At 41.7% G+C, this 25400-nt stretch carries 22 protein-coding genes and 1 pseudogene; 10 read left to right on the top strand and 13 right to left on the bottom strand.

All coding sequences use genetic code 11. The annotated features are described in order from the left end of the window. Positions 1-73 precede the first annotated feature (73 nt). Positions 74-481: a PaaI family thioesterase gene (locus MSWHS_RS12850; RefSeq protein ID WP_048130600.1), complete on the bottom strand. Its 408-nt coding sequence runs from the start codon at positions 479-481 to the stop codon at positions 74-76. A 532-nt stretch (positions 482-1013) separates the two neighbouring features. On the opposite strand from MSWHS_RS12850, the gene MSWHS_RS12845 reads away from it, so the two are divergent. Next, positions 1014-1925, top strand: a complete 912-nt coding sequence (locus MSWHS_RS12845) for a hypothetical protein (protein WP_052722719.1) — start codon at positions 1014-1016, stop codon at positions 1923-1925. A gap of 294 nt (positions 1926-2219) precedes the next feature. On the opposite strand, the gene MSWHS_RS12840 is transcribed toward MSWHS_RS12845, so the two are convergent. The 4 genes from MSWHS_RS12840 to MSWHS_RS12825 all read right to left on the bottom strand — a co-directional run bounded on the left by MSWHS_RS12840 (position 2220) and on the right by MSWHS_RS12825 (position 5645). Beyond that, positions 2220-2819, bottom strand: coding sequence for a 4Fe-4S binding protein (locus MSWHS_RS12840; RefSeq protein ID WP_048129576.1), 600 nt, complete (start codon positions 2817-2819; stop codon positions 2220-2222). A 788-nt stretch (positions 2820-3607) separates the two neighbouring features. Next, on the bottom strand, positions 3608-3985 hold the full coding sequence (locus MSWHS_RS21035) for a hypothetical protein (RefSeq protein ID WP_048129578.1): 378 nt from the start codon (positions 3983-3985) through the stop codon (positions 3608-3610). Positions 3986-4029: 44 nt separating this feature from the next. Beyond that, positions 4030-4164: a MarR family winged helix-turn-helix transcriptional regulator gene (locus MSWHS_RS21695; RefSeq protein WP_231585430.1), complete on the bottom strand. Its 135-nt coding sequence runs from the start codon at positions 4162-4164 to the stop codon at positions 4030-4032. 560 nt (positions 4165-4724) lie between these two features. Further along, entirely contained in the window at positions 4725-5645 is a 921-nt protein-coding gene (locus MSWHS_RS12825) for a phosphotransferase (protein ID WP_231585429.1), read from the bottom strand. 273 nt (positions 5646-5918) lie between these two features. On the opposite strand from MSWHS_RS12825, the gene MSWHS_RS12820 reads away from it, so the two are divergent. Beyond that, the gene (locus MSWHS_RS12820; RefSeq protein ID WP_048129582.1) at positions 5919-6359 is read left to right on the top strand and encodes a rhodanese-like domain-containing protein; all 441 of its coding nucleotides are present in this window, start codon (positions 5919-5921) and stop codon (positions 6357-6359) included. A 215-nt stretch (positions 6360-6574) separates the two neighbouring features. On the opposite strand, the gene MSWHS_RS21690 is transcribed toward MSWHS_RS12820, so the two are convergent. Next, complete coding sequence (locus MSWHS_RS21690; RefSeq protein WP_048159157.1) at positions 6575-6772, bottom strand: isochorismatase family protein; 198 nt, start codon at positions 6770-6772, stop codon at positions 6575-6577. Positions 6773-6789: 17 nt separating this feature from the next. Then, complete coding sequence (locus MSWHS_RS12810) at positions 6790-7788, bottom strand: NAD(P)/FAD-dependent oxidoreductase (RefSeq protein WP_048129586.1); 999 nt, start codon at positions 7786-7788, stop codon at positions 6790-6792. Between the two features lie 407 nt (positions 7789-8195). Here MSWHS_RS12810 and MSWHS_RS12805 point away from each other — a divergent pair, with 407 nt between their 5' ends. The 3 genes from MSWHS_RS12805 to cysS all read left to right on the top strand — a co-directional run bounded on the left by MSWHS_RS12805 (position 8196) and on the right by cysS (position 12515). Continuing rightward, the gene (locus tag MSWHS_RS12805) at positions 8196-10214 is read left to right on the top strand and encodes a cation:proton antiporter (protein ID WP_048159156.1); all 2019 of its coding nucleotides are present in this window, start codon (positions 8196-8198) and stop codon (positions 10212-10214) included. Positions 10215-10338: 124 nt separating this feature from the next. Beyond that, the gene (locus MSWHS_RS12800; RefSeq protein ID WP_048129590.1) at positions 10339-10932 is read left to right on the top strand and encodes a Maf family nucleotide pyrophosphatase; all 594 of its coding nucleotides are present in this window, start codon (positions 10339-10341) and stop codon (positions 10930-10932) included. A 152-nt stretch (positions 10933-11084) separates the two neighbouring features. Then, positions 11085-12515 carry a cysteine--tRNA ligase gene (gene cysS / locus MSWHS_RS12795; protein WP_048129592.1) on the top strand — a complete coding sequence of 477 codons (1431 nt, stop codon included), beginning with the start codon at positions 11085-11087 and terminating at the stop codon, positions 12513-12515. 570 nt (positions 12516-13085) lie between these two features. Here the strand turns inward: cysS and MSWHS_RS12790 are convergent. Next, the gene (locus tag MSWHS_RS12790) at positions 13086-13937 is read right to left on the bottom strand and encodes a winged helix-turn-helix domain-containing protein (protein ID WP_048129594.1); all 852 of its coding nucleotides are present in this window, start codon (positions 13935-13937) and stop codon (positions 13086-13088) included. A 189-nt stretch (positions 13938-14126) separates the two neighbouring features. Between MSWHS_RS12790 and MSWHS_RS22050 the strand changes: the two genes are divergently transcribed. Continuing rightward, positions 14127-14258, top strand: a complete 132-nt coding sequence (locus MSWHS_RS22050) for a hypothetical protein (RefSeq protein WP_255350466.1) — start codon at positions 14127-14129, stop codon at positions 14256-14258. Between the two features lie 202 nt (positions 14259-14460). Beyond that, complete coding sequence (locus MSWHS_RS12785) at positions 14461-15513, top strand: S16 family serine protease (RefSeq protein ID WP_231585428.1); 1053 nt, start codon at positions 14461-14463, stop codon at positions 15511-15513. 151 nt (positions 15514-15664) lie between these two features. Here the strand turns inward: MSWHS_RS12785 and MSWHS_RS12780 are convergent, their stop codons facing one another. Further along, the gene (locus MSWHS_RS12780; protein WP_048129596.1) at positions 15665-15949 is read right to left on the bottom strand and encodes a hypothetical protein; all 285 of its coding nucleotides are present in this window, start codon (positions 15947-15949) and stop codon (positions 15665-15667) included. 175 nt (positions 15950-16124) lie between these two features. Here MSWHS_RS12780 and MSWHS_RS12775 point away from each other — a divergent pair, with 175 nt between their 5' ends. The 3 genes from MSWHS_RS12775 to MSWHS_RS12765 all read left to right on the top strand — a co-directional run bounded on the left by MSWHS_RS12775 (position 16125) and on the right by MSWHS_RS12765 (position 19633). Further along, entirely contained in the window at positions 16125-16475 is a 351-nt protein-coding gene (locus MSWHS_RS12775; protein WP_231585427.1) for a hypothetical protein, read from the top strand. A 713-nt stretch (positions 16476-17188) separates the two neighbouring features. Continuing rightward, positions 17189-18802 carry a lysine--tRNA ligase gene (gene lysS, locus MSWHS_RS12770; protein ID WP_048129598.1) on the top strand — a complete coding sequence of 538 codons (1614 nt, stop codon included), beginning with the start codon at positions 17189-17191 and terminating at the stop codon, positions 18800-18802. After that, complete coding sequence (locus MSWHS_RS12765) at positions 18803-19633, top strand: class I SAM-dependent methyltransferase (RefSeq protein WP_231585426.1); 831 nt, start codon at positions 18803-18805, stop codon at positions 19631-19633. It begins immediately after the preceding gene. 794 nt (positions 19634-20427) lie between these two features. Here MSWHS_RS12765 and MSWHS_RS19470 read toward each other — a convergent pair. From MSWHS_RS19470 to MSWHS_RS12735, 4 genes and pseudogenes are all read right to left on the bottom strand, one after another. After that, positions 20428-21355 (bottom strand): annotated as a pseudogene (locus tag MSWHS_RS19470) (transposase). Between the two features lie 376 nt (positions 21356-21731). Next, on the bottom strand, positions 21732-21989 hold the full coding sequence (locus MSWHS_RS12745; RefSeq protein WP_048129604.1) for a pro-sigmaK processing inhibitor BofA family protein: 258 nt from the start codon (positions 21987-21989) through the stop codon (positions 21732-21734). A gap of 151 nt (positions 21990-22140) precedes the next feature. Continuing rightward, positions 22141-22590 (bottom strand): nucleoside 2-deoxyribosyltransferase, encoded by a 450-nt coding sequence (locus tag MSWHS_RS12740; protein ID WP_048129606.1) that lies wholly within the window; start codon positions 22588-22590, stop codon positions 22141-22143. A gap of 145 nt (positions 22591-22735) precedes the next feature. After that, a complete protein-coding gene (locus MSWHS_RS12735; RefSeq protein WP_048129608.1) occupies positions 22736-25336 on the bottom strand; it encodes a DUF3656 domain-containing protein in 2601 nt (866 codons plus the stop codon). Between the last annotated feature and the right edge of the window lie 64 nt (positions 25337-25400).

The raw sequence follows: 25400 nt of genomic DNA, 5'->3' as shown, positions 1-25400 counted from the left end.
TATTTTTTCTTTTCAAATTTGATTTCCGTTTTCTCCATTGGATCTTTATTAACGGTAAAATCTTCTTTTTGATTCAATCCTCAGAAAAATCAAGTGAAAACTTTTTTCTGTAGACCATTCCCTGAAATATTGCTATAAGGTCTCCTCCGTCATCTATGATGTTCACAGTATATGTGGCGATTTTAGGGTTTATTGAAGTCTCCTTTGCTTCGGCTGTGAGGATCCCTTTTGTTCCGGCTTTTACAAAGGAGATGTTTGCATTGATCCCAACTGCAGCAGTACCGTATGCGTTTGAGGCTGCAGCAAAAGCAAGGTCTGCAAGAGTAAACAATGCGCCCCCCTGCACCGCTCCTAAAGCATTAAGATGTTTTTCTTCTATTTCCATCCTGGCTTTTGCATAGCCGGGGGCAACTTCCAGTAGTTCTATTCCTGCATGCGCTGCGAATTTGTCTTTATTAAAAAACCGTATGAGTTTTTCCATAAAATAGCTCCATTCATTGCCAGTAAAATTATTTTCCATATTCCATGTTTTTTATTAAAGTTATAACTTCCTGATTGCACCCTGGAGTATATCACTATCGGTTATGAAATAATTTAGCACTGCCCGTAAATGCCTGATAAACCGGAATTTTAAATACAATTATGAACGGGAGAAAGAGGACCGCGTTCGGGAATGAAGTACCGGAAACTGACATTCTGGATTAAGAAAAAACCTGGAGATGGATTTGAACTTGTCATAATAGAAACCAGTCATGGAAAGGTTGAGTGCCATTAGTACGCAGCAGAAGAAACGGATAAGGCAGTGATTTTGGTTGCTCTGTAATAGATTTGGATTTCAAGGTGTCTATTGATTCTGAAAATCTGACTAACCTTCCATATAGTTAAATAAGGATTAAGTATTTATAAATTCACTTGATATTATTAAAGTGAATTATATTAAACTTGTTTTAATTTAATATTGGTTGTAAAAACTAATCGGTCCAGATGACCGAATTCGCATACGGGGGTATAGAATGAAAATGAAACTAATACTGCTAGCGCTATGTCTAACCTTGTCCATCGTATCCGTACAAGCACATACTGACGTGGTCGGAGCCATGGATAACACAAATGTAATTATAACCGGAGATATTGCTAAAACCGTCACATGTAACGTGACCGGAAACGCGGTTGTGTTCGAAGAAATGGATAACATGACTGAAGGCAATAACATAACCGAAAACATGAAAACCTTTAATGTGGCCGGAAAGATACTTCTAATCAAAGACATAGGCAATATGACCGAAAAGGCAGTTATGATCGGAAAAATGGATAACATGCCCGGAAACGTGGTTATTTTCGGAGAGAGGGAAATAATAGAAGGCATGGATGACATGGATTATATCACCAAAAACATGGATAACATGAATGTGATCATGACTGGAAATATGACTGGAACCATCACTTTCGACATGACCGAAGATATGGGTAATGTCACCGAAAACATGAATAACAGGACTGGGTTCGTTACTGGAAACATGACTGGAACCGTAACAGGTGATATGACCCGAAAAATGGTTGTGATCAGGAACATAGGTCCTATAGCCGAAATGGTCACAAAAGTGTGTAATATGACCTGGACAGCCGCTGATAAGGATAATATGACTGTACCTACGGCATGTAATATTACCGGGAAAATGGTTATAATCAAAACTATGGATGACATGAACGTAATGGACGAAGGCATGAATGATATGGTCGAGATGGGTGGAAATACGGCTATACTCGAAAAAATGAACAACATAGCCGAAATGAATGAGTCCAGAGATAAAACCACCGGAAAGATTATTATAGTCCAAAAAATGGATGATATGATTAAAATCGTGACTAGACCCATTGAACTCAACGCGACTGAAAGAACGACTATAATCGAAAAAATGGAGTAAATGTCTTAAAATTTTTTAGATTTGGAGAGAGCTAATTAAAAACTTTAGACCAGGAATTAAGGGCTGTAAATTTACAATATTTACAGTTTTTAATTCTTCTATAGGATTTCAATTAACATCCTATTTTTTTTCTTCGTGGGAATTTTACCCGGATCTTTCCAGCTAATCCTGGACCGAATGAAATATAGTAGCAGGGTAAAAAAGAAGTACCAAATCGAAGAATATATTGAAACCTATTTTATCAGATTTTCATCTGGATTATGAGATTATTACTTGTATTATAAGATCACTATTTTAAATGCTCGAAGGGGGTTCGATTGCGTCGTAAGGACAATATTCAGCACATCTACCGCATTCCAGACATATAGACCCGTCAATTTTATAAATTTCCCCTTTACTGATAGCGCCTGAAGGGCATAATTCTTCACATATCCCACAGGCTGTACACTTTTCTGTAATTTTATAGCCAGGTTCTGCTACATTTGCTCCTCCGAAGGAAAATCTTTCACGTCTTGGGGGGGTACCGGATAAATCAAACATTTCCCCCACCCCGGAAAATAAGCAAAAAACCTCGAGAATATCTTTTGTATCCTCCGGGTATATTTCATCAAGAACCGGGTTTATCTCAAATATTTTTTCCAGGAAACTGTTCTCAACGAATTCTATCTTTCCTCTGACCCTAACCATAACATAGTTGTTATCCATGCCAACAAGAGCTATTTCCGGATTTTTCTTTAACTGCTTGTAATAGGGTTTTCCCCTTGCTGTGAGAAAATAGAGCTTCTCATTTTCAACCAGCATTACATCACTCATCCGGACTGCCGGTTTTCCCTCATCAACAGTTGCAACAGCAACGGATTTGATATTTCTTAAGAATTCAAGTGGATCTTCCATGCTCCAGCCTTTAGATTTTTACTTTTACGTTTTCACTTTTACGTTTTCACTTTTACGTATTCACTTTTACGTTTTCACTTTTACGTTTTCACTTTTACGTTTTCACTTTTACGTTTTCACTTTTACGTTTTCACTTTTACGTATTCACTTTCTTTTAAATCCTCTTTCTTTTAAATCCTCTTTCTTTTAAATCCCCTCTTTTTCAAATCCTCTCTTTTTCAATTCCTCTCTTTTTCAATTCCTCTCTTTTTCAATTCCTCTCTTTTTCAATTCCTCTCTTTTTCAATTCCTCTTTCTTTTAAATCCTCTCTTTTTCAAATCCTCTCTTTTTCAATTCCTCTTTCTTTTAAATCCTCTCTTTTTCAATTCCTCTCTTTTTCAATTACTCTCTTTTTCAATTCCTCTTTCTTTTAAATCCTCTCTTTTTCAATTCCTCTCTTTTTCAATTCCTCTTTCTTTTAAATCCTCTCTTTATTAATTACTCTCTTCACATTACGTAAAATACATAAATAAGGCTACAGCGAAGTTCTCCCTCTAGGAAAGTGGGTTTTGATAATGTCTGCGCTACCTGTATAGTATTATTTTGGATATTTTAAAGATATATACTTTCACCAGATCCACAAAGAAACTGGAACAGTTTCCCAGGGTCAACTCTCTTTTATAGGAAGAAGCTTAAAACCCATGAAGTCTTAATTTTATGGGATATAAGCGTCAATTTTCATATATTTTTAAATTGTTGGTTCTGCCAAACTATTTTTCGTATTAAGTTAATTTAATAGTAGACACTGTCACCACAACCCAAAATGTGAAAACCAAGCTGGGGGAGTTGGATAACAGGGTATCGTATACCTGAAGGGACCGGGAACATTAAGTAGGAGAAAAACGGAAGCTCCAAGCATCTCAAGTAATCTCACGATCATACATTCCATTTTACCTGTGGTATGTGGGGCAGGACCTGTATGACTTGTCCTCAGTAGAGGAACAGGAATGGCAAAGGGGAAAGCCACATGGATATTGGACAGGTGCATTGCCATGCTAACAAGGATGTCTATTATGGCAAAAACAAAACCAAAGAGAGTCGGATACAAAAACCGCTCTTTGTTCCACACCGTATCAAAGAGTTTTCCTTTCTTCTTTCCTGCCTCGCGGAACCTCCCACACTCCATAAACCCATGATTCCGGTTTCAAGGGACTCATGCAGGACTTTGTGTCATTTGAAAGCTTCCTTTCCAAAACCGGTGAGTTCAAGCATGATATTCTTTTTGTTGTCAGGAGTCCGGACTCTTTTTACGAGCCCTTTTTTCTCAAGTTTCTCCACTATCTGGGAAATTGCCCCCCTGGTCACCCCCAGATGGAAAACAATGGATGTCAGGTTTTTTCGGGGTATTTTCCGACCACCTCTATGATATGAAACTCCGGCGGGTATAGGAATACGCCACTTCCAAGATCCACCGGTTTTTTTCGAGCATGTATGCTTTGTTCAAAGTGCGGATTCTAGTATCAAGAAGGGTAGTGACCTTTTCGTCCAGATTCAAAATCTCTACTTGCTGTTTCTTTAATTGTAATTCCTGATGTATGCTTTCTTTCTGAAATAGGGAACGAGTTCCTTAAATTTTTTTGATATAATTTGTCCCTACCTTTTCTGCTCTTTCCCCTCACTCCCTTTACCGGAACAGCTTATCCCTGCATCTCTATGAACGGTTTATCCCTACATCTCTATGAACGGTTTATCCCTACATCTCTATGAACGGTTTATCCCTACATCTCTATGAACGGTTTATCCCTACATCTCTATGAACGGTTTATCCCTGCATCTCTATGAACGGTTTATCCCTGCATCTCTATGAACGGTTTATCCCTGCATCTCTATGAACGGCTTATCCCTTCATCCCTATATGCCTGCACTTACAGGGCGGACCTGTCAAGAAGCTCGAGAGCTTTGTTTATAAGGTATTTCCGGTGTTTAGGGTCTTTGCTCCTCCAGGCCACTCTCAGCAGCCCGTAGCTCATGTAGAAGGGAAGGACCTGCTTAATCTGGCGGTATTCCTCTTTATCCCGGCTGTAGTTTCGGAGGAAGCTTTTAATGTGGGGGATAGCGGCAGAAGCAGTGCCTTTTCGTGCGAAATGGTGGAAGACTTCAGCACTCAATATCCCAAGGTCGTGGGCAAAATGCCCATGCCCTGTGGAGAGCTCAAGGTCAATCGCATAGATTTCGCCCCTGTAGAAAAGGTAGTTTGCCGGAGTGGCATCGTTGTGTGTGGTGCAGCCATGCGTCCTGTCCAGACGTGGGTCTTTTTCCCATCTCACAAGCTTTTTTTCATAACACTGCCTGGTAGAACCGTGCAGGGGCATATGGGCCAGGTTTTTGCGGATCTTTGAAAAATCTCTCTCTTTTTCGTAATCACTTTTCGTGTCCCTGTGTAGTTTGCCAAGAAGTTGAGCTATGGCTTTTAACTTTTCGTCCAGGTCTTTTTCATTTTTCAGGTACCAGGAAAAGGGCTTTCCGGGAATGTATTCTGTCACAAGCACACAGTCGAAATGCCTGTTTGCTGCAATAGGACAGGGGATATTGATTATTTTATCAAGCCTTTTGAGTTTGTGATACTCGTTCAGCATGGCTCCCTTGCAATCATATTTTCTTATTTTTCCGGTGGGTTTTTCTAAAAATTTTGCAATAACACTGAAGCCTTCTCCCTCAAACTCATATCTGCAGACTCTATGGGATGCCGGTCTGACCCTGAATTCCCTTACATTGCACCTGGAATTCTTAATCCTGTGCCTCTGCACCTGGACAAGCCAGTCCCTGAAAGAATCCCCAGGTTTCAATTTTCTAACGTATTCCTGTGAAACTAAAATCCCCCCGATTTCAGCATCAAGTCTCGTAATATTTTACAGGCATTCCTGTTTGGAATGTTAATTATCTTTTAGTTAATCAATTTGAACTGAAGGGTATAAGAACCTCTTCCAGCCCTTAAAGTATTTTATTGATGAAGTAAGAATATTTGACAAAAAGAAGTTTATGTAAAGGCTAACTTTTCCATCGCATGCTCAGTATATAGTATACTCAGTATATAGTATACTCAGTAATGGAGGAACCTTATGAATAAAAAATACCTGATGTATTTCGGCGCTATTTTACTCTTCCTTTTAATTACAGCACTCTTTTTTTCGATGCAAAAGAAAGACATCCCTTCCGGTTTTGAGAATGTAAATGTTGACGAAGCCAGGGGAATGACAGAAAAAGACGAGGTCTTCATACTTGACGTCCGCACCCCCGCCGAATTCAACTCCTCACATATCCAAGGGGCAAAACTGATTCCTGTTACTAATTCTGGCGAGTTAAATTTGAACCCTGATCAACTGCTGGAAGCCCGAATAAACGAAGTCCCGAGAGACAAAAAAATACTGGTTTACTGCAGGACAGGGCACAGAAGCATTACCGCGAGCAATCTTCTGGTAGTTGCCGGCTACTCCGATGTCTACAATATGGAGGGTGGGATCACCGCCTGGACAGGCGCAGGGTATCCTGTTGTAAGTTAAGCAGGCGGGGAAACTCACAGTTGATATGCTCCTAAATTCTTCTTTGGGACTAAACTTTATTATTTGGGTGCCTGCTTCCATTACTGCTATGTATCCGGAGAGAGGTAGTAAGCGTCCCCGGCGCTAATGATCTCTTCGTGGTCTCATCCTGGAAAAGCTTCATTTCCGCATCAGGCAAGATACTCATCCGCTGCATTAAAGCTACAAACATACCTTCAAAGGTGCCGTAAATGCCGCATGGACGGTATGGGCAGGACCGGCCCGTTTTTGAATTTCAGGTCCCGGGTGGCGCAGGCATCGGAAATCACCGTGCAGACAAAGCCAAGTTCCTTTGCAGCCCGGACGGTCGTATTGATACACATGTGTCCCATCGCTCCGCAAATGACAGGTTCTGTTACGTCTGCTTTTTTCATGTTGATTTACGATTTCATTATCTGTATACCATGTTCAAAAGTCTGAGGGGGTTTTTACTGGCAGCAAACAAATGATATGCAAAAGGATAAGCCAGAGGGCCCAGCATTTCGAACAAAAACCTGTTTCTTTTTGAGTGTTCCATTTTCCCTGTCAGGTTTTCTTTTATCAGATCCTCGTAAACCCCTTCCCCCATTATGCTTCTTGCAGCAAAATTGGCGCTCTGGAAGGCATATCTCATTCCGAATCCCCAAAAGTAGTCCTGAAATCCTCCCGCTTCCCCTATAAGCATCGCGCCGTTTTCATCATAAAGATTATTTTTTATCTCAAAGTGCCCGTAACCACCAAATTTTTTACCTGAAGATACTGCCCTTTCGTCAACATATCCTGTAAAATATTTTACTGTTTCTCTGAGAAACTCGTCAGCGTGATGGACGTTTTTGCGGCCAAAAACGGTTGCAATCGTCCCATGTCCGTTTTTAATCAGGAGGTAAGAATAAAAGCCTCGGGCAATGTCATCACCAAAAGCCATATGATAGCTTTTTTCAATATCAGTATCGAATTTGATCCCTCTGGCGAAGATATTTGCATTTCTTGGACCGGTTGCGTTCACTTGTACAGGTACACCTTCCCCCGGGACGGAACCCATGTGGATATTTACACCCAGTTCCTCAGCTTGCTTGTGTAAGCTAGTATCCAGGCAGCCTGTACTGCTTCCCCTTCTTACCAGGTAACAGGCATTTTTTCCTGTGATAGTTTTTGCCTTGTTGGAACAATGAATGGTTAATTCGGATACCGGCTCGTAATCAAAAGACAGGTCAATCCCGTATGATTCTATCTGTTTCAGGAAATCGACTTTTTCAGACCAGTTTTCCAGACCCTGCCAGTCATTATGAAACCTTTTGCCAGGATCATTCTGTTTTTCAAAAACATTAACATTGTATTCATTTTTGCGAAGAATTATCGCACATCCCAGACCACTTATTCCCCCACCCAGGATATTTACTTCATTTTCCATTTAAACTCCAGCATAAAGTGGAATTTAGTATTATTTATAATTACTTTTTGGATTTTACCGGATATTTAGGAGGTAAATACAAAAACTATGGGAAATATAAAAGAGACACTGAAAAGCTGTACATGCTCCATATTTTTATCTTAGTTTTTCTGTTTTATCCCATAATTCTTCACCGAAAATACTATATCTTTTGATAAATATTTGCTCATTCGGCAAATGATATTTGTGGGGCAGGTGAATATAAAATTGGTTCATGAGCTGCTCATAAGCAGTTGATAAGTTTGCCATAAGCTGGTCATAAGTGTTTCATATATACTCATACCTGCCATTCCATTAAAGATTCAAGAAACTTAACTTACAGGAAGTTTTAAAATATCTTGTTCTAATTCTCAGAGGCGCAAAACGAAATGGAATTCTCCGTACTGGCACATGTTGATGTAATTCTCGGCTTTGCTATCCTTATCCTTACCATATTTTATAAATTTGAAGTCCCTCCGGTACTGGGTTTTCTTGTTACCGGAATGCTGATAGGACCTCATGGGCTTGGGATTCTGGACAGCGGGCAGAACATGGAATTAAATGCCGAACTAGGCATCGTTTTCCTGCTTTTTACGATCGGGGTCGACCTATCTTTAAGAGAGCTCTGGAAGATGAAAAAGGCTGTAATGGCAGGAGGAACTCTCCAGCTCCTTTTTACAACAACACTTGCCCTCATTGTCTGCACATGGATCGGGTTCAGTCCTGCTACATCTATATTTATAGGGTTTCTTATCTCACTTAGTAGCACCGCAATAGTGCTCAAAGTCCTTCAGGACAGAAACGAAGTCTATACTCCACATGGAAAAACTTCGCTTGCAATTCTGATCTATCAGGACCTTGCTATCGTACCTCTTATCCTGATAACTCCTGTACTTGCAGGAAGTTCTGTGAGTTTTGAGGGGGCACTCCCCAATATTTTCTTTAAGGGTTCCCTGATTATTCTGGTTTTTATCCTGAGTGCCAGGTTTCTTGTTCCCTGGATATTTTATCATGTGGGTAAGACAGGTAGCAAACAGCTGTTCTTTGTCAGTGTCGTTTTCATCTGTTTGTCGGCAGCCGTCTTTACCTCAAGCATCGGGCTTTCTCTGGCTCTTGGAGCCTTTTTAGCCGGGATCGTGATCTCGGGGTCTCAATACAGCCAGCAGGCGATGGGGAATATCCTGCCTTTGAAAGACATGTTCATGAGCTTTTTCTTCGTATCCGTAGGCATGCTTCTGGATATCAGTTACCTGTTCAATCACCTTCCAATTCTTATTCTTGCAACGATCACCCTCATCGTCATAAAAATAATAGCCGGAGTGGGCGTAACTTCCCTTCTCGGGTTTCCTCTCCGTACAACTCTACTTACGGGGCTTGCACTGGCTCAGGTAGGAGAATTCTCCTTTGTACTTTCCAGGCTGGGAATGGAATACACTCTCCTGACTGAGGAAACCTATCAGGCGTTTCTGGCAGTCTCCATCCTTACTATGGGAGTTACACCCTTTTTGATCAGTGCTTCTTACAAGCCTGCCGATTTCATTGTCAAAAAGGCTTCGAGCACGGCATTTGGCATGAAACTGGTACAGGGCATCTATTCGGAGTCCCTTGATGATGAAGAACAGAAAGAGCCCCAGATGAAAGACCACCTCATAATAGCAGGTTTTGGCTTTTCCGGAAAGACAGTCTCGAAGGCTGCAAAAGCCGCAGGCATCCCCTATATTATCCTTGAGACTAACCCTGAAATCGTGCAGAAGGAAAAAGCAAAAGGGGAAAAAATCCAGTATGGAGATGCAACCTTTGGGGCAGTCCAAGAACATGCAGGAATTAAGAGTGCAAGAGTCCTGGTAACCGGGATATCTGATGCAGCTATTACAAGGAAAATTGTAGAGAAGGCAAAGGAGCTGAACCCCAGCATCTGCATCATTGCAAAGGTACATGACCTGCAGGAAATGAAACGGCTCAATGCCCTGGGCGCGGATGAAATAATCCCTGAAGAATACGAAACCTCAGTAGAGATCTTTACCCGCCTGCTCGAAAAGTATCTGGTCCCGAGGGAAGATATTGAGAAAATGGTTAATGATGTGCGGGCTAACGGTTACAGGAGACTGCGAAAGCTGGTCGTTGACACAGACATTGACAGCGGGTTCAGCATAAAAGACGGGCTTCCGGGAATCGATATTCAGGTCCTCAAAGTTGGTAAAGACTCTTATTTTGACGGAAAAACCCTCGCAGACCTGGGTTTCAGGAGAAAACATGGAGTAACCGTACTTTCGGTCCGCAGACGCTCAAATATGATCTCTACTCCAGCTGGAGACTTCATTCTTCAAGCAAACGATGCCTGTATCCTCCTGGGAAAACCCGGGGATCTGTACAATGTAAGAAAATTCTTTGAAAGTGCCCGGAGATAACCGGCACTTCTCTCATAATTTCACTATTATTTTACCCAATTTTTTTATTTAATTTTTACCATTTCTGTTCTTTTTTTTCCTTCCATCCATACAAATATATCCTATCCATCCAGATTTTTTCCCCATGCGCAGAATAATTCTTGCGTCCGCATCCCCAAGGCGAAAAGAACTGCTTAAACAGCTTATCGGAGATAATTTTGTTGTTTACCCAAGTTCCTATGAAGAACTCCCTCAGCCGGGGCTGAGCCCTGCAGAACTGCTTCTGAAGCACTCTGTCGAGAAAGCCAGGGATGTGGCAAAACACTTTGAATCCGGGCTAGTGATCTCTGCCGATACCTCGGTGCTCTATAACGGAAAAGTTCTGGGAAAGCCCGGATCTCATAAAAATGCTGAAAAAATGCTGGAAAAGCTGAGCGGAAAAAAGTTCAGGGTCGTAACCGGGCTTACAGTTCTGGACCTTGAGAGCGGGAAGGAAATAAGTGAATCCGAATCTACAAACGTTTGGCTGGCTGAATTAAGCAAAGAGCAGATTTCAGCTTACGTCAGGACGGGGGAACCCCTGGATAAAGCCGGGGCTTTTGCAGCTCAGGGAAAAGGAGCGGTGCTGGTGGAAAAAGTGGAGGGGGATTTCTTTAATGCTGTAGGGCTCCCTCTTTTTCGGCTGGGAAAAATTCTGGAAAGGCTTGAGGTTTCGGTATTTGATGAAAGCTTTTCCTGACTTTTCTTTCACGCCGGAAGCTTCAGGCTCTTTTATCGGAGTATTTACAGGAGCTGCAAAAGTAATAAAGCAATTGGAAGTAATATTAAGAGATAGGGCTAATAGTAGATAGGACTAATTTACCTGAAATAAAATCACCAGAGGTGTTCCGAATGCTGCAAGTCTACAATACCCTGACACGAGAAAAGGAGATATTCAAACCTGTAAAGGAAGGAGAGGTCTCGATCTATGCCTGTGGGCCAACGGTCTACAATATGCCTCACATAGGAAACTATCGGACCTTTCTGATGACTGACAATATCGTACGAACCCTCGAATACTTCGGGTATAGAGTAAAACTCGTGATGAACATTACGGACATCGATGACAAAACTATCAGGGACTCAAAAGCAGCCGGGATGTCTCTTAAGGCCTTTACGGACAAATACACGGCCGAATTTTTCAAAGGCCTTGATATGCTGAACATAAAGCGGGCTTTTGCATATCCAAGGGCTACAGAAAATGTTGACGGTATGATCGAACTTGCACGGAAACTGATTGAAAAGGGGATGGCTTATGAAAAAGACGGGTCTGTCTATTACAGGATTTCAGGGTTTCCGGAATACGGCAAGCTTTCAAAGCTCGATTTTGATAATATCATAATTGGCGCGTCTGTGGATGTGGATGAGTATGATAAAGACAATCCAAGGGATTTTGCCCTCCTGAAAGCCTCAACGCTTGAGGAGATCGAAAGGGGGGTCTGTTATGAAAGCCCCTGGGGAAAAATCCGTCCTGGCTGGCATATAGAGTGTTCAGTAATGGCAATGAACAGTTTCGGCCCTACCCTTGACATCCATACAGGAGGTGTGGACCTGATCTTCCCCCACCATGAAAACGAGATCGCCCAGTCCGAAGGTGCAACCGGAAAGCCCTTCGTATGCACCTGGATTCATGGAGAGCACCTTATAGTTGAAGGGGAGAAGATGAGCAAGTCCAGGGGAAACGTTTTCACCCTTCCCGAGATTGTTGAAAAGTATGGGGGGGAGGTGGTCCGTTTCATGTTCCTTTCAGTACACTACCGGAAAAAGCTGGACTATTCCGCTTCCTTTGCAGAAAACGCAAAAAACAATTACTTACGGCTTAAAGAGACCCTCGAAAACCTTGAATTTGCCCTGAAGGGTGCTGACAATGAATCAGATCCTGGAGATCAAAAAACCCTTGAAGCCCTTCAGGAACTTGAGGCTCAGTTCAGGCAAGCTCTTGAAGACGATTTCAATACCCCAAAAGCTCTGGCCGTTTTCAGGGAACTTTCGCGCACAGCCAACTTATACCTTGAAGCCGGGAAAAACAGGGAGGTCCTGGAAAAAGTTTACTCCCTTTACAGACAGTTTTCGGATGTCCTGGGTCTATTTGCACAGGCAGGCAAAAAGGAAATCCCGGGAGAAGTGGTCAGGCTTGTGGAGGAACGTGAAGCTGCCCGAAAAAAGAAAGACTGGGAAACTTCCGATGCCCTCAGGGAGAAAATAAAGGCATTGGGTTATGTCGTACAGGACACAAAAGAAGGGCCGAACGTAAGGAAAGCCGAAGAAAGTTACAAGGCATAGGGATTAAAAGAAAAGGAATTGGAATTAAAAAAAATATATAGAAATTAAAAGAAAGAGGATAGGAATTAAAAGAAAGAGGATAGAAATTAAAAGAAAGAGGATAGAAATTAAAAGAAAGAGGATAGAAATTAAAAGAAAGAGGATAGGAATTAAAAGAAAGAGGATAGGAATTAAAAGAAAGAGGATAGGAATTAAAAGAAGAGATATAGAAATTAAAAGAGCGTAAACGGCATACCGGGTAAGCCAGAAATAATATAAACTCCTGATTCCTCAGCTAACAGACGCCCCCGAATCTTCGGTTTTTTTTACGAAAGTCGAAGGTAGAATGCCATCAACGCCCCATATTTTCGTTATTTACTAACCTCTAACTACTATTCTGTCCTATGCTGTGTACTGAATTCCTAAGCGATAACCAAGCCAGGGAAACCAGAACCAATTTGATCTTACTTCGACTCTGGAACAGAAGGTAGAGCCTGTGGACTTATGAACAATAGTTCGAGGTATGAAGCAGAAAACTCGTTATTTCAGTAATGGGTAATTCACTTTCCTGAGCGGCTCCGGCAGAAAGGATCAGACCCGAATTTCTTCATTTTCTCCGGGTGTTTTTTCGGCAGAGATCTGCAGTTGGGAGGATTGAAGTGAGGAGTATAATTCGTTTAGGCCCTTCAGAATTTTGAACCCTTTTTCCGTAATCATATAATCCCCTCTTTCGTGCTGCTGCAGGATAAGCCCACTGTCCATAAGTTTCTGCAGATGGAAGAGCAGGTTTCCGCCTCGAAGGCCTGTAATTTCGGAAAAGGCTGAGAAGCTTTTCGTCTCAAAAGCCACAGCCCTCAGAATTTCCAGGCGCTGGGGATTGGATACCGGTTCAAGGACTTCTCTCAGAAGTCCGCTGGTCTCAAGGGCTGAAATATCAGGCTTCTGCTCCTGATTGCTGGCATAAATCCTCATTGAGCGCATAAGGTTGACCTGTTTTGTGAAAAGGCTGGATACTTCGGAGAAACACTGCTCACATTTGCTGTAAGGGGCTCCACATCTAAGTTCATCGAGTTTTTCCCTGTTTCCTGAAAGGAGTGCCTCATCTACCCTGCCCTGTTTTACAAGCCCTGCGTTCCTCTGGAGAAGGGCTGTAAAGGAAGACCTGCAGTTTTCTTTTTCAGGGCATTTCTTTACCATATTTCTTTCAAGTCCACTATTGATATCTTCATAGAGGTGGCTGAGAATTGCATTTGAGTATTCCTGCCTTGAGCATTCCATAGCAGTTTCAAAGCGCAGCCTGTTCGAAAATTCCATAACTTTCTTGATATCGCTATGCATATCGCAAAGCTTTTCCCTAATAGCCTTTATTTCCACCATTTCCGGGTCTTTCGGGTCTTTCGAGCTTTCAGGGAAATTTTCTTTTTTCCTGCCACTGTCTTTCATATATTTTATATATTATGGCTTTAGATAAAAAGTTTCTGTTACAACCTTAAAGGTCATTGGGCTAGATGAATTATCTCAGGGCACAGGAGTGCATTTAGTATATTATGATGCCGATTAAGTATAAATGAATGACTGGCTGATTATTAATGGCATAAATGCCAACGACTGTAAGAAGGAGGTGAATAAAATATGGTAAAGTGTGGAATTTGTGGAGGGGAAGCCCCGAAACAGCCCTGTATAACTGAAGAAGGAAACTGCGACCTCTGCGGTAAAAAGGTTGCTCTTGCAGAAGAACAGGAAAAGAAGAAAAGTGAGAAATGAATGGTACAAATACCATTTAACTAACTACACACCACTCAAAAAAGAGATTTACAGCAGTAAATGCCTTCAAAAACAGGGTAATTACTGTTCTTTCTTTTTTAAAAATGAAAATCTAAAATACAACAGTGCTCTGTTTTAAATCTAAAATACAACGGTTCCATGTTTTTAACCTTCGTCTGACTACGGACGGAAGGGTAATCATATGATCCAGAAGCCGATTATGGCCAACCAGCCTGATAAACCTCTGTCTAGAAATATATCTACTCAAAAATGCGGGGCTCTTGAAGGAAAGAATAAGTACAAGCCGTGCAAAGTAATTCTTCATATGAAATCCAAGCTTCTTACCCTTATCCTTGCCCTTTCGCTTATTGCAAATGCTTACTTTGTCTTATTTTATCAAGCCCCGGTTGAGGGGGAGCAGGTCCAGGAAATGCAGGAACGTATAAATTCCCTTGAAAAGGAAAATGAGAGGCTTGAAACAAAGGTAACTCAGGATAACCAGTCTCTCCAGTCCTATGCTTCCCAGCTTGACTTATACCGTAAAAGAGTCTTTGAGCTTCAGAATGGCTCTCAAATGTGTCCTGTGAGCATAGAAGGATTCGCTACTCTCCAGGGGCCTGCAGTTTTCCAGACAGTCCAGACCGAGCAAAACGGTCCTTTTATCAGGCAGTCGGTTTCTGAAGAAGGTACCCTGATCAATATCTCGGTTGAAATTCAGCCTGGAAAAGGCCGCGTGCTTGTTCAGACAACCCCTCTTATGGGTGTGGTCTTTCAGGATGCAGCAAACACTGCAGTCTTTGTAGCTGAGAGTAAAACCGGAAAGCAACTCTCAAGCAGTGATATCATCTTCAGCATTACCGCTAAAGATGAAATCCCCGGTGTAGAGGGTCCCAGTGCAGGTGCTCTGATGACCCTTCTTACAATTTCTGCAATTGATAATTCCACCCTTAATGATAGTATAACCCTTACCGGCACTATTGACAATGAAGGCAATATAGGAAGAATAGGCGGACTCGTCGAAAAAGCCAAAGCAGCAGAAGCCGGGGGAAAGACTCTCTTCCTTCTGCCCAGAGAAAACAGCGAGCTTGTCACTTATAAACTTTCAACCCGGAAAATCGGAGGCTTTGAAGTCGTCCAGAGAGTTCCGGAAGTTGTGGACGCCGAGAAATATATCGAGGAGAATGTCGGAATAAACGTCGAGTACGTGGACACGATTCAGGACGTGCTGAAGTATGAAGGATTTAAACTCAAATGAAATGTAAAATCGATATGATGTTAAAATATATAAGACGGAAAATCGAGACCGTTCTACAATTAATATTCCCAAAAAAGTTTGGAAAGGGGGGTTTTCCTTTTCCTCCCCTTTTCATTTTTCTTTTAACGGCTATTATGGGCTATTTTATAAATCAGACCGGAAAATCTTCGATTTTCTCTAAAAAGTAGACTTCCGGTTTGCCAACAACCCCTGCTTTTTGCATTGTCTTTTTCAGGTCTTCGGATTCTATGAATCCAGTTGCATTTTCTTTATTATCCCACTCAAAAAGAATAAACAGGTCGTTTGTTTCGTCCGAACTGCAGTAAAGCTTTCCGCCTTTACATCCTGCTTTCCTTCTTGTAGCTCCGTTTTCGTCAAAAACAGATTTCCATCTGGAATAGTCCTCTACTTTATGTTTTATAACAACATATACCATATCAGTCCCTCTCTTTTATAATATGGACGTTTTTATAAAAAAAGCTGTTTGAACTCTTCCCCGGGCCCCCTAATAAATAAATTAGCCGGGTTCCACCACATATTATATTTTATAATAGTTATAATAATTAGATCTAAACTTCTATCTCCTATTTTTGATTCCAAAGGTAACCAGAGTGTTTGAAAAATTAACCCCTAAACAGAGGAAAATATCCACCCGGGTTGGGGGGCTGCTTGCCCTTGTGGGAAAGGCGATGTTTCTGTTTTCAATCCTTAATTTCCTGATGATTTCCCGGCTTCAGTATTACAGTGAAGGGGACTCGTATATCAGGATCGTTTTTCCGCATTATTTGCTCTTTCTTGCGGGGTTGAGTACCATAGGCTTTGTTGCGATGTGGCTGGTGTACACTTATGTCCACCGAGCAAACAGCGTTTTTCCCAGGAACAGGCAGTTAAGGACAACCGGAGTCCCATGTATGACAGGATCCTTGAAGTGTAGGAAGAGCTTGCCAACCTGCGGAAGATGATGAAAAAGCTTTCGGAAAAGGTAGAAAAGCTTACGGAAAAAGAGTAGAGATGAGCAAAAGTTTAGATAACAAAGAGTTGAGAGAGATAACAAAGAGTTGAGAGGTAAAAAAGGTAGGGTGGAGAGTACTTTCATTTGTTTGTTTCTGGTATTCAAAGAATTTCATGTGAGTTTTTTTTCCAGCCTGCAGTTTTTCTTTCATATTTTAATAATTCCAATTTTGGAGTTCCTTACAGGTTGTTTTCAGTTAGATTGTTTTACTATTTTTGTTTTTTTAAGGATATGACCTTCTTAATACGATAAATTTATATATTTATACGTGCTTTTATTTAGTGGTAAATCAAGTTTGCTTGATTTGCCTCATAAAGCCCATTTTAAATCTCCGTAATTCTGCAGACTCCTAAAACAATTTGCCTTTGAACCTCCATTTTTTTCCTTTTTTTATCTCCCAGAGTTGATTCTCTCTTTCCCATCCTTTTCACTCTTTTTTCCATTTTTCACTCTTTTTTCCATTTTTCACTCTTTTTGATTCCCTGTGCCATGATGTGGAAATAAATCGAGTACCTTCAGGGATTTTCATTGCCAGCCCAAAGTTTATCCGTTGATACGATAATTATGCAGGAAATCCAAACCTGTAGATAAATGCATGAACAGATCCTCATTTCTTGTTATCATACCCGATTCTACGGTTTATCTGATATTCTGGTGAGAACCATGGCTGACACAATTCACTGGGCAGACGTCATAGCCGAAGACGTATTAAATAAGAGTGGCAAGCATCTTGTTGCCACAGGAATCACTCCCTCCGGACATATTCATATAGGCAATATGAGGGAGGTTGTAACTGCTGATGCTGCTTACAGGGCCCTCCTTGATAGGGGGTCAGATGCCCGTTTTATCTATATTGCCGACAACTACGACCCTCTGCGCAAGGTTTACCCTTTCCTCCCTGAAAGTTATGCTGAGCATGTGGGAAAACCAATTTCAGAGGTTCCCTGCCCATGCGGGGAGTGTGCAAACTATGCCGAGCATTTCCTGAAACCTTTCCTTGAAGCCTTAAGGCGCCTGGGCATCAATCCCGAGGTCTTCAGGGCTGATGAAATGTACAGGTCAGGACTGTATACTGAAGCAATAAAAACCGCCCTTGTGAAAAGGAATGAAATTGCAAAGATCCTTGAAGAGGTCTCGGGAAAAACAGTTGCAGAAGATTGGAGCCCTTTCAATCCCCGCTGTAACGAGTGCGGGAAAATCACGACCACGAAGGTCACGGGTTTTGACCTGGAAGCCGAAACTGTGGACTATGTCTGTGCCTGCGGTCACTCAGGGAAGGTGCCAATGGCAGGAGGAGGGAAACTCACCTGGAGAGTGGACTGGCCTGCCCGCTGGGCTGTCCTCGGGGTAACTGTAGAACCCTTCGGAAAAGACCATGCCTCAAGAGGCGGCTCCTATGATACCGGAAAGCGAATAGTAAGGGATATCTACGGGCACGAGCCACCCCACCCTATCGTCTATGAGTGGATAATGCTCGGAAAGCAGGGGGCGATGTCTTCCTCAACGGGAGTGGTCGTCTCGATTTCGGATATGCTTGAGGTGGTGCCTCCGGAAGTCCTGCGCTACCTGATCATCCGCACAAAACCTGAAAAACATATCCAGTTCGACCCCGGACAGCCTCTCCTCACCATGGTAGATGAATACGAGCGGCTCAGGGAAAAATTCCGGAAAAATGATCCCTCCCTGGGGGACTTTGAAAAGAGAATTTACGAGCTCTCCAGGGCAACCGGTATCTGCCACCCGGAAATTCCTTTCAAGCAAATGGTGACAATCTACCAGGTTGCCAGGGGGGATTTCGATCAGGTGCTGAAGATCGTAAAACGGTCAGGCTTTTCAATTGAAGATAAAAAGTGTATAAGAGAACTTGTAGATAATGTATCCAGATGGCTTGAACTCTATGCCCCGCCTTTTGCCAGGTTCAGTGTAAAAGAGAAGGTGCCTGTGCAGGCAGCAACTCTTTCGGAACTCCAGAAAGTTTTCCTAGGGGCTTTCGCAGACCTTATCGAAGCGAAAGAGGAAATTAGCGGAGAGGAATACCATATGCTGGTCTATTCTGCAAAAGAAGAAGGTTCTGAGCTGAGCAAGCTGATCGCGGAAAAGTTAAATGCACCGGTTCCGCAGGTGAACCCGAAAGACCTTTTCAAAGCTATTTACACCTCAATTCTCGGGCAGAGCTCGGGTCCGAAAGCCGGCTGGTTCTTATCTTCTTTTGAGAAGGACTTCCTGATATCCCGGTTCAGGGAAACTTCAACATACATCCCTGAAAAACGCATGTGAATGAAACCAGATGAATATGGGAAAAGATCGATGAATGTAGAAACCGACAATGGGCAGGTTATAAAGGGTATGGGATTTCCGGACCCCTTGATTCCTGGCAAGGTTGGAATAGAAGATCTGGATGCATCAAAGGATATGGAAATGCCGGTGAAAAAACCTGCAGGCTCTTCAAAAACAGGCTCTTCAAAGACAAGCTCTTCAAAAAAACATTTCCTCGCCTGGGACAAGGAATATGCCCACCTCAAATGGGGGGGCCCTGCGTCTATCCGGAACTTGCAGACTTATCTTGCGCTAGAAGCAAGAGTCCTGGATGCAGGCTCAGGAAACGGAAGGTATCTTGGGGAGCTTTCAAGGCACTACAATACTTTCGGGACTGATATCTCTTTAACTGCCCTTAGAAGTTCCCGTGCGCAGCTTTCAAGGAGTGGCAGGTTTGCAGAACATCTTGGGGCAAGTGTGCATGCCCTTCCTTTCAAACCCAGGTCATTTGACGGGATTCTCTGTTACGGTGTGCTCCAGCACCTTTTTAAAGAGGAGCGAGAAGCTGCTGTCAGGGAATTCTTCCGACTTCTCTGCTCCGGCGGTTTTATTTTTTTTGAGGCTTTCGGCTGTAAAGATATGCGCTGCGGAGGAGAGCCTTCAAGCCCATTTGAAGAAAAGACTTTTATCCGGCAAAACGGGATAATTTATCATTATTTTACTGAAGAAGAGGTAAAGAGACTTTTCTGTGGATTTGAAGTTCTTAAACTGGAAAATGCAACAAAAGAGAAAATTTTTAGAGGGAAATCTTATCAACGGCATATGTTCAGGGGAGTTTTCCGGAAACTTTGAACTTAATTGAGGTTCTACCAAAATTGATAAAAATGCTTTAAAATAAAAAAATCGGTCAAAATCACGTATTTTGACAAAAAATTACCTTTAAAACCTCTAAAATAATACTTCGAAATGCCTTTGAATACGAATTAAGCTCAAAAATTGATATAAAATTACATTTACTTTAAAAATTAGAATTTATTGCAACTTATTTACATAATTTACATAAAAACATAAATATTTATTATGTTTTGAAAGTTCAAAAGAAGTTTATTTCCAAATTAATGAGTTATTTATTACTCCAATATTAATTATAGATAAAAAATATCACCGAAGATTACAATAGAAGATGGGACATGTGACCAAGAGAATCGGTGATCTAACGCTGGAATCACATAGATAAAAGCAAATCCTATATAAGTAAATCCTTGTATAATCTTTTGATACTTTTCTTTCTCTTCGACTACTCCGATTTCAAGTGACACAAACAATACAATAGAGTAAACCCATGCTTCCAAGAAATTAAGTGAACGAGCAGGAATAAACAGAAACAGTACTATCATGACAATGCTCTCTAAAAATACAAGCATTATTCTTCGCTTTATAATATTCTGTCTATAGATTAATTTGGGAGTATTTGATTGGCATTACTCATTTATTTCACCACCAAATCAAGTTATTAAGGTTTTATCGAAAAAAGACTCTTCGCTGTTTCGAGTGGTAACTTAATCCCAGTTCCTAAATATCGACGTAACATGTGTAAGATTTAGACAACTTAACATGTATAAGATTTTAGCCCCCTCTTTATTTCGTTATTCAGGAAAGGCTTGTACTTCCTTTCTTTCTCTAATCCCGTAATTTACAGTCATCCCCACTAAAAGTACAGCTAAAGAGCAGTATTTTTGAACAGAACTCCTTGTAGATCTGTGCAAATTCTCCATAGAGTATGCTTTCTTAGCCAATTTGAATATATCTTTTATGATTGATCTCACAGATCTAAATTCTTTCCATTTGCTTATTAGCTCTTTAAATTTTGCAATTATTTTTTTGTAGATTTTAATTTCCTTTTTAGTTTTTCGTAAGAAAAATATCCTCTATCAGCATAAACAATGTCTCCTGCTTTTAATATTCCCCGTCTTTTGAGTTCCTTAAGTATTTCGGGATAAATTTTAGGTTCAGATACATTTGCTTCATTAATCAGAAAAGCTAAAGGTTTCAATGTTTGATATTCAAGTGCAAGAGTCAGTTTCATGCCAATGAAGAATCCTCTATGAGTTGAGTGGCCCCACTTGTATTCTTTGTTTTCCAGGTTTTTTGGTAATCTTTTTTGCATGCCAGTTCAGGTTAAGGTTTATGTCAGTACTGTCAATGATAATGCCTATTGATCCGTTTTTTCTCATAGGGTATAATTCGTTCAAGAGTTCAAAAACAAAATAAGTAAACTGGTTTGGTTCATACTTACTAAGAATGCCATAAATTTCATTTTCAGTTGGTACCGAACTGATTTTTAGAAAATTTCTCAAGCTTTCCCTTTCGTTTAATTCTCTGATAGCATAGGAAATTTCTCTGGAAAAACACGCTTAAGAGTACGATTTTAATTGCAGGCACTGATCTTGAGAGGGGCACAATGCCCCTCCTTGTGAGTATTTACCTGCAAAATCTCAAATCAAAAACATTTAATATTTCGGATAACAATTTCCATTTGAAATCTTCGTTTAGTGGAATAAGCGGAGCTTTTATAATATATCGCCAGAAGAGGATAGTATATCCTCCTCAATAAAATTTACGGTTTATTAAGGCTTTAATTAAAATTTAATTTAAAAATAAGATGTACTTTTTTTAGGAAAACTGTGATCTAATTTAATTGATATAAAAAAGGACAAATATGGTTCAATTTAAGGATGAATTAGAGAGGATCCTAACTGAAAATGATAGTTGGGGGAGGAAGTAAAGGCTGGAATAAAGGGGGAATTCGAGCGAGAATAACAAATATGCTATGTTGACCTATGAAAATTATCTCTCATTGTTGAAATGAAATAAAAATTGAAATGGGTATTACCCAATTGTACAAGTTAAAATAGTTATGAGACAGCCTGTAAATATTTGATTTTTATTTTCATAAAAAGGCTAGCTTAAGGTAATTAAGCACAATTATTACAAGGGCTCCGAAAATTCCTCCTATTGCGCAGACCAGAACTGCTACCCAGGTGATTGCAATTTCAAGTCCTAACAAAAACTTTGCTACGATCAGGGTTAAGATCCCAAGCACTGCATTTATTGCAAGGCTGGTGGCAGTTTTGAGGACTTTGTACAGCACAAAAGCCGCTACAGCTGCCAGAATTAATACTGAAATCTCGGGAACTCCAACTACCATAGATTATACATAGTGTTCAAATTATTTATATTTATCATTGAGTTTTATGAACCAGTTGTGGCTTTTTGGTAATTTGTGCCGGATATGTTCGAAAATGATCTCTAGCCTTATCTATTTAAGAAAGCAACAATATTTTATGGCATTTTATTCCTCAGAGAAACCGGAAAAATTTCACAATAATTTCCTTAAGTGCTGCCTCGTTTGAATAAGTCCTTACCTCCAGTGAAGGATCCGGGTTCCCGAGCACCATTGCAGAGACTGCCGCTTCGGGCCTGTACAGGCAGAGCACGGGAATTTTCCGGTCAAGCGCCCTGCATATTTCATAGCCCACCCCCGTAGATGGTACTGTCACCTCTGCAATCAGCGCATCGCTTTTTGCAAGCAGACCCATATCTCTATCATAGATCTCCTGTTCAGTCATTTTTGATTCAGTTTCTTCCAGAGCGGGATCTGCAACATGCCAGCTGAGTACTTTGGCTCCTGCTTCTTCGAGGGCGTCGTACATAAATCGATATGTCTCAAGAAGCTGTCTACCTCCCCGAATCGAACCTGACAGAAAAATTTTTGGACTCTGCCGTTCTGCGATTTTCTTTTTTTCCATTCTCCTACCATCATCCTTATTTCTCTTTTATACCTCACCGCTTTATTGCCTGTTTTTCTGGCTGCTTTTTGGTATGTTTATCCGGCTGTTTTTCCGGCTGTTTTTCCGGCTGTTTTTCCGGCTGTATTTCCGGGTTTCAGTTTTCTTACTGCACGCCTCTGAAATAATGCCCTGTGGTAAAACCTTTCCCGAAATCCTCACATTTTTCCTTTGTTCTCTTTCTCTCATAAAATGCGTCAATCGCTTTCCTGTATTTCCCTGTAATTTTCCTGATTTCTTCTACATTGTCCATTCCAGAAGTCTCGATTCTCAGACTTGAAACTCCACTTTCGATAATTGCAGGGACATATTCAAGCATGCAGAGAGATCTTGAGTTCAGGAGGTGAGTCCTGCACTGGTAGTCCATGAGCAGAGGAAATTCATAGTTCTTCTCATCTACCAGCGTAAAGTTTCCTGAGGCACAGGGAGCACTGCACTGACCTCCGTCTTTCCCGAGCAACCCGCCTACGAGGCAGTGTTCAGATTCCATCAGTTCAAGGCGACCATGGACAATGCATTCGGCAGGTCCGTAAAAAGCTACTTCTTTGAGCTCTTCAAGCGTTAATTCGGGAGAAAGTACAGCCCTTTCTGCCCCTTTCTGCAAAAAGAGGGCAAAGGTATAGCCGTTATAGATATTCAGAGGACTGTCTGCAATACACGGGATCTGTTTTTCTTTTGCGAGGTTAAACGTCCCGAGATTTGAAACAAGGACACCGTCAGCTCCGAACTTTTCCACACGGGAGAGAAGTTCTTCTACCATTTTCATTTCGGAGTCCTTCACTATTTTAGGAGTATTAAAATAGATTTTTCTGCCTGCAGCTCTGGCTTTCAGAACAGCGCTTTCATAAATAGAATCAAGATTCTTTCTGGAAGCGTCTTCCTCATCGGATTTTTTCTCTTTTCCGGCTGCTTTCGGCCTTCTGACAAGTCTCTCTCCGAAGTAAACGCAGTCTGCTCCGCCTGCAAGAGCTCCTTCAAGCCCTTCAGGAGAATACACAGTAACTGAGAGCAGGGGCTTTCCCGAAAGTTTTTGGGCTTTTATTTCGTTTGTTTCCCCTGTGATCTCTATTTCTTCTGTTTCCCCTGTGATCTCTATTTTTTTTGCCTTTTTTTCTCCGGATGCGAGGAACTGCAGATTTTCTAAAGGCTTTCGCTTCCACTTTGATACGCGCAAGTTTTCAAGCTGCAAGACCGCTTTTGTTCTCAGGTCGTTCAGCTGCCCCACGGGTATAAAAATATCCTCTTCTACACTCACATTAAGTTCTGCTGCCTCATAAAGAGTATTTCCAAGTTTGATAAGCTGTTTTTCTACCCGGGCTTTTGAAGTTGGCAGCTTTTCTGCTTTCTCTACCAGATATTCGGATTCAACTGTCACTGTATTTGAATCGCTATCCTTTATCTCGAGCCTGGCAGGTTTACCCAGGGCGATAGTTGCGGTGAGAAATAAGGGAATTTTTGGCCTCAGGGCTCCGGCTTCACTTTCTTTTTTAAGGGAATCCATAAGCTTCTTGTCATGTGTTCTGTAAACCGCGCTTCCTGATGGTGCCCTCGAATCAAAGGGGAGCTCTATGACTTCCCCTCTCCCTGCATTGTATACAGGCCCCCTTTCAGTATACATCGAGGAAATGATTCTTCCTTTATCCTCAGGCCTGGTCTCGGCGTTTTCAACCATTACCCCATCTCCCAGGCGAAGGGAGTTTGAAAGTTTTACACGAATACGCTTTGTGCGCCTGTCATAATTGACAACCGTACCTGCTGGAATCCCACGGTTGTGGGGGTTTTCCCGGCTCATGAGTTTTCCACGCGGATTTCCAAAAAAGTAGCCCGAAGTAAAGCCGCGGTTAAAAAGCTGGGTAAGGGTTTCCTGCTCCTCTTCGGAAACCGAATAATCTGAAGGGTTTTTCAGGTACCTGTCGATCAAGCGACGGTAGACCCTGACAACGCCTGCAACATATTCCGGCCTTTTCATCCTGCCCTCAATTTTAAAAGATTCGATCCCTGCTTCTATAAGGGCTCCAAGGCCTGAGGTCGTGTTAAGGTCCTTCGGGCTTAGAAGATAACTGCCGCTGGTTTTAATCTGTTTTCCTTCACAGTAAAGTCTGTACTTTTTACGGCACGGCTGAGCGCAGTACCCTCTGTTTCCGCTCCTTCCCCCTATAAGACTACTCAGGAGGCACTGACCAGAATAGGAAATGCAGAGGGCCCCATGTACGAAAACCTCTATCTCTACATCATTTTTTTCTTTTATTATTCTTATATCTTCGAGCGAAGCTTCCCGTGAAAGGACTACTCTTTCGAATCCCAGCTCCTTTACAAAAGCAACCCCTTCACTGTTGTGCAGAGTCATCTGCGTGCTTGCATGCAGGGGAAGATCAGGCAGATATTTTCTTGAAAGAGAAATCAGCCCCAGGTCCTGAATGATAATTGCATCTGTTCCCATTTCTCTCAAGCGGGAGAGTAGTCTAAGGGCACTTTCGATTTCCCCTTCCTTGAGCAAAGTGTTTACGGTTACGTATATTTTTACGCCCCTGAGATGGGCATAATCAATAGCTTTCTCAAGCTCTTCTTCTGAAAAATTAGATGCATATCCCCGAGCACTAAAAGCCCTGGCTCCGAGATACACAGCATCGGCTCCGTTTTCTACGGCTGCCATAAGGGCTTCCATGCCGCCGGCTGGAGCCAGCAGTTCAGGTTTTGCAGGCTTCATCAAATGAGATTAGAGAGTATGCTCTTAATTAAGCTTTGGCATCCATTTTGGATGTCCTAAAAGT

Source organism: Methanosarcina sp. WWM596 (genome assembly GCF_000969965.1).
In the GTDB taxonomy this organism is placed as follows: domain Archaea; phylum Halobacteriota; class Methanosarcinia; order Methanosarcinales; family Methanosarcinaceae; genus Methanosarcina.
Note: the sequence above shows the minus strand (reverse complement) of the source record. Positions and strands in the feature narration are given on the sequence as shown.

Excerpts from the sequence above, each read along its gene's own strand:
- MSWHS_RS12850 (WP_048130600.1), bottom strand. The coding sequence starts at position 481 with ATGGAAAAACTCATACGGTTTTTTAATAAAGACAAATTCGCAGCGCAT.
- MSWHS_RS12845 (WP_052722719.1), top strand. The coding sequence starts at position 1,014 with ATGAAAATGAAACTAATACTGCTAGCGCTATGTCTAACCTTGTCCATC.
- MSWHS_RS12840 (WP_048129576.1), bottom strand. The coding sequence starts at position 2,819 with ATGGAAGATCCACTTGAATTCTTAAGAAATATCAAATCCGTTGCTGTT.
- MSWHS_RS21035 (WP_048129578.1), bottom strand. The coding sequence starts at position 3,985 with ATGGAGTGTGGGAGGTTCCGCGAGGCAGGAAAGAAGAAAGGAAAACTC.
- MSWHS_RS12820 (WP_048129582.1), top strand. The coding sequence starts at position 5,919 with ATGAATAAAAAATACCTGATGTATTTCGGCGCTATTTTACTCTTCCTT.
- MSWHS_RS21690 (WP_048159157.1), bottom strand. The coding sequence starts at position 6,772 with ATGAAAAAAGCAGACGTAACAGAACCTGTCATTTGCGGAGCGATGGGA.
- MSWHS_RS12810 (WP_048129586.1), bottom strand. The coding sequence starts at position 7,788 with ATGGAAAATGAAGTAAATATCCTGGGTGGGGGAATAAGTGGTCTGGGA.
- MSWHS_RS12805 (WP_048159156.1), top strand. The coding sequence starts at position 8,196 with ATGGAATTCTCCGTACTGGCACATGTTGATGTAATTCTCGGCTTTGCT.
- MSWHS_RS12800 (WP_048129590.1), top strand. The coding sequence starts at position 10,339 with ATGCGCAGAATAATTCTTGCGTCCGCATCCCCAAGGCGAAAAGAACTG.
- cysS (WP_048129592.1), top strand. The coding sequence starts at position 11,085 with ATGCTGCAAGTCTACAATACCCTGACACGAGAAAAGGAGATATTCAAA.
- MSWHS_RS12790 (WP_048129594.1), bottom strand. The coding sequence starts at position 13,937 with ATGAAAGACAGTGGCAGGAAAAAAGAAAATTTCCCTGAAAGCTCGAAA.
- MSWHS_RS22050 (WP_255350466.1), top strand. The coding sequence starts at position 14,127 with ATGGTAAAGTGTGGAATTTGTGGAGGGGAAGCCCCGAAACAGCCCTGT.
- MSWHS_RS12785 (WP_231585428.1), top strand. The coding sequence starts at position 14,461 with ATGATCCAGAAGCCGATTATGGCCAACCAGCCTGATAAACCTCTGTCT.
- MSWHS_RS12780 (WP_048129596.1), bottom strand. The coding sequence starts at position 15,949 with ATGGTATATGTTGTTATAAAACATAAAGTAGAGGACTATTCCAGATGG.
- lysS (WP_048129598.1), top strand. The coding sequence starts at position 17,189 with ATGGCTGACACAATTCACTGGGCAGACGTCATAGCCGAAGACGTATTA.
- MSWHS_RS12765 (WP_231585426.1), top strand. The coding sequence starts at position 18,803 with ATGAAACCAGATGAATATGGGAAAAGATCGATGAATGTAGAAACCGAC.
- MSWHS_RS12745 (WP_048129604.1), bottom strand. The coding sequence starts at position 21,989 with ATGGTAGTTGGAGTTCCCGAGATTTCAGTATTAATTCTGGCAGCTGTA.
- MSWHS_RS12740 (WP_048129606.1), bottom strand. The coding sequence starts at position 22,590 with ATGGAAAAAAAGAAAATCGCAGAACGGCAGAGTCCAAAAATTTTTCTG.
- MSWHS_RS12735 (WP_048129608.1), bottom strand. The coding sequence starts at position 25,336 with ATGAAGCCTGCAAAACCTGAACTGCTGGCTCCAGCCGGCGGCATGGAA.